This window comes from Bradyrhizobium sp. UFLA05-153 (assembly GCF_054185185.1).
In genome coordinates this window covers 1-2,213 of the sequence record NZ_JBBIAM010000289.1, presented here as the reverse complement: position 1 = coordinate 2,213, position 2,213 = coordinate 1, and the positions used below count along the sequence as shown (strand labels likewise).

The window sequence follows — 2,213 nt, the reverse complement described above, 5'->3', positions numbered from 1 at the left end:
CGCCACAGCTCGGACTTCCACACGCATGCCTTGGAGAGATCCGGCGCCTTCTTGCGACGCGTTTCTACGACGCCACAGCGGATATTCGTGCCTCCGATGTCGACGGCAAGGATGGAATCATGAGCTTCGAAGATCCAGGATGGAGCGAGATGCAGCGCGCCAATCAGGCCTGCGTCGTCCGGGTTCTGATGGATCGGCGGCATCTCGATCTTGAAGTTCTCGGCCTTCAGGATGATTTCGGCGCGCGCGATGGCGAGTTCGCCGAGCCGGCTATTGCTAAAGCCGCCGCCCACCACGATGCGCTCAGTCTTCTCCCAGGCCTTGGTCTTGAGGAAGCGGCGCGTCACGTGGGCGAGCTCTTGTGCGAAGTCCTCGATCGCGCTCTGCACGACCGCCCAAGCGTCGGTATCGTCGCCGACCAGGATGGCGTCGAGTTCCTTCTTGCTGATGTTTTCGGAAAGCTCCTTGCCGAGCGGGTCTTCGCCAGTGTTACGCAGCGGCTTCCGCCACTTTTCGAGAGTATCCCGGAAAGCGCCCTTGCTGGCACGATCGCCAAGAAAACCCTCCTCATCCTTCAGCTCAATGTTGAAGCTGTCGACCTCCACTGACGGGAGGCGGGAGGCGCCGTGAGCGGCGATGCCGGTGGTCGTGATCGTTTCGTCAGCCATCTTGAGCCCTAGACAAGCCGCAAGTAAACGTGCGGTTTGTATCAACGACGCTTAGGGTTATCCCGTTCCCCGCCTGGCTAGACCGGTCTCGCCGGTGCACGCTTGGGAGACAGTCGAGAAGCAGGTGCGCAAACCTCCTGACGCTCGCGGTCTCGAACAACGCCTCCTGGATGCCCGCGGCACATCGCCCGTCCACCGCGCCCATACGAGCAGGCTGACGAAATGTTCTTGCCGTTGATTTCGATCCTCCGAATGCGCTGCAGGGACAGGAACGGCAGCCGGTCAGCCGCGTTCCATTGCCATCGTTGGGAGAGGAGATTCGAATATGGGAATGTTCACGAAGGACATAAAATCGATGGAAGACCTGCTGATGCACGGTCTGCAAGACATGTACTACGCGGAGCAGCAGATCATCAAATCAGTACCCAAGATGATCGAAAAGGCAACCAACCGAGACCTCGTCGCGGGGCTGAAAGGCCATCTCGAAGAAACCAAAAAGCAGGTCGAGCGGCTTCAGAACGTGTTCGAGAAGCTCGGCAAGGAGCCCAGCGGCACGCAGTGTCCAGCGATTGACGGTATCATCAAGGAGGCCGACGAGATCGCAGGCGAGATCGAGGACAAGGCCGTACTCGATGCTGCCCTCGTCGCGGCCGCGCAGGCCGTCGAGCACTATGAAATCTGCCGCTATGGCACGCTGATCGCCTGGGCCGAACAGCTCGGGCACGATGACATCGTGCGCTTTCTCACCACGAACCTCAACGAGGAGAAGGCAGCGAATACCAAACTCAATACGGTTGCGCTGCGCAAGGGTGTGAACAGGAAGGCGTCGAGCGCGGCTTGATGGCAGCGTGGATCGACCTTAGCGGCTTCGCACAATCGAGGAGCCGCTGCCTTTTTGTTCGGCCCGCCCTCTCCGCACTGATCGCGTCCTGCGGCGCACATACCAGGCGACCACCGAGATGACCAGCCAAGCAAGCGATGCACCTATGAAGGCGGCTGCGATGCTGGTCTCCGCCGCTAACGAAAAGACCATCGCAAAGGCCAGCAAGCCGAGCGCGCCGAGCGCGGCGCCGACGGAGTCGGCCGCGGCCGCCATTTGCCCGCGGCGCTCGCCGACGAGACCCGCCTCACGCTTGCGGCGAATTTCATGCTTTTCGATCAGCGTGGCGCTGGCGCAGAAGATCGCCGGAAGGGCGAGGAAAAGCCCGCCGATATAGGCTCCATAACGGCTGCTGACGAGGCCAGCGAAGACGGTCGCGGCGCCGCCGAGCGCGAAGCGGATCAGGTATTCGTACCAGCGGCCTTCCTTGAGAGATGACGGCGAAAAGCGGATGGGCGTCATGCCTGCCCCCCGGCAAGGGTCAGCACGCCGAAGGCTACGATCAGCCAGACGACTAGGGATAGCAAAGTGGCCGGCAACGCTCGCAGTCGGGCGCGAACGAGGATTTGACAAACGACGACACTGTAGACGGCGAGCGCGATCGCCCCCGCGAGCATCGCCTGCGTTTGCAGGGTCGCATAGTGCGCCCCGTGCTGGTGCACCGC

Annotated in this window: 2 protein-coding genes and 2 pseudogenes; 1 reads left to right on the top strand and 3 read right to left on the bottom strand. The window is 61.6% G+C overall.

Annotated elements, in window-relative coordinates; genetic code table 11:
• A pseudogene (locus tag Q2941_RS51365) lies at nucleotides 1-668 on the bottom strand (ROK family protein); the annotation flags it as partial.
• Nucleotides 669-993: 325 nt separating this feature from the next.
• Between Q2941_RS51365 and Q2941_RS51360 the strand changes: the two are divergent.
• Nucleotides 994-1,509, top strand: a complete 516-nt coding sequence (locus tag Q2941_RS51360) for a YciE/YciF ferroxidase family protein (RefSeq protein WP_458197511.1) — start codon at nucleotides 994-996, stop codon at nucleotides 1,507-1,509.
• Between the two features lie 18 nt (nucleotides 1,510-1,527).
• Here Q2941_RS51360 and Q2941_RS51355 read toward each other — a convergent pair whose 3' ends face one another.
• Both Q2941_RS51355 and Q2941_RS51350 read right to left on the bottom strand, forming a co-directional pair.
• Nucleotides 1,528-2,010, bottom strand: a complete 483-nt coding sequence (locus tag Q2941_RS51355) for a DUF3147 family protein (protein WP_458197510.1) — start codon at nucleotides 2,008-2,010, stop codon at nucleotides 1,528-1,530.
• Nucleotides 2,007-2,213, bottom strand: a pseudogene (locus Q2941_RS51350) (DUF3147 family protein); the annotation flags it as partial. The pseudogene Q2941_RS51350 and the gene Q2941_RS51355, both read right to left, overlap by 4 nt.